Raw genomic sequence first — 1,306 nt, 5'->3', positions numbered from 1 at the left:
TCTAGCAGGCTTCTCTGATTGGGGTCGTTAAGGTCAAGCCCCTCCTCGTGATATTTTTCCCTACTCCAGTCGCCCCGCGGGTCACTCGCTTCTCTTCGCGGTCGATGTTAGGTCGCCGCATGATGGGGTCAGTAGAGCGAGGCCTCTCAATCTGTTGAACGACCTTGGGAGAGTTGGCCCAGGATCGTGCCTGCTAACGAGATCGCCTTGCCCATCGTCCCCACGGGAACGATCCGGATCACGCCCTTTCGGACGAAAGCTTGGTTTCTTGCTCCTTCGATATTCGTCGCGATTTACACCACCAGTGCGCCAGGCTCCTTGCCAAAGTGGAATTCTGCCGCATCGCTCCACATGCGATGCAGGATGATTGCGAGCTTGCGGGCCACCGCCACCCGGGCCCTGGCCATACCGCGCCGCTTGGCGACGTTCATGCCCCACGCGCGCAGGCTCGACCACTTTTTGCTGCGCACAAGCAGTGTGTTGGCCGCTTCATAAAGCGCGGTGCGAGCAAGTTCGTCGCCGCAGCGGCTGACCTTGCCCTGGATATCGGTCTCACCGGACTGGTAGCGCGCCGGGGTCAGGCCCAGATGCGCGCCGACATTCCTCGAGCGGCTGAACCGCTCCGGCCGGTCGATCGTGGCCCGGAAGGCGAGCGCGGTGATGGGTCCGACGCCGGGAACGCTCATCAGCCGCCGACAGATCTCTTCCTGGCGAACGAGACCGAGAACCTGCTTTGTCAGGCGGGCGAACTCTCCCAACATCGTGGCGAGGATCGTCAGCAGTGGCTCGACCAGCGGCATGACAACCGGATCTGTGCCGGCCAACTCGCGCACACGACCGGCGAAAGCGGTTCGCGACGGCAGGCCCAGCTTGATGCCGGCCTCCCGTAGAATCGCCCGGACCACGTTCTCGATGGTGCGCATTTCGTTCAGCACCGTGCGGCGGGCGACGAGGAGGGAACGCCAGAGACGACACTGCCGGCTCTTCACATGCACCTGTCGATACCAGCCGGTGCGCATGATCTGCGCCAGCGCGCGGGCGTCATTCCGATCCGTCTTGTTTGGCATCGTCTTCATCGCCGCATTGGCATGCCGGGTCTCGATGCAGATGGCTGGCAGGCCATCGGCGCACATCCCGTCGTGAAGCCAGGCCGCCAGCGAACACGCTTCCAGCCCGATCCGCTCCAGCGGCAGATCGACTTTCCGCAGCGCTTCGCTCAACACCTGCGGCTCGCTCGCCGCACGCGCCTCCTTCACGATCCGCCCGGCCTCGTCGACCACGCAAATCGCGGTCTCTTCCAAAGACA

Annotated in this window: 1 protein-coding gene; it reads right to left on the bottom strand. The window is 63.6% G+C overall.

The genetic code is table 11. The features are described 5' to 3' along the window. Nucleotides 1-293: 293 nt before the first annotated feature. On the bottom strand, nt 294-1,306 hold a 1,013-nt coding region (locus RFN28_RS34540), incomplete at its 5' end, for an IS110 family RNA-guided transposase (RefSeq protein WP_320291588.1).

It is taken from the genome of Mesorhizobium album (assembly GCF_033977205.1).
Taxonomy (GTDB): Bacteria; Pseudomonadota; Alphaproteobacteria; order Rhizobiales; family Rhizobiaceae; genus Mesorhizobium; species Mesorhizobium album.
This window is presented reverse-complemented; position numbering and strand designations above follow the sequence as displayed.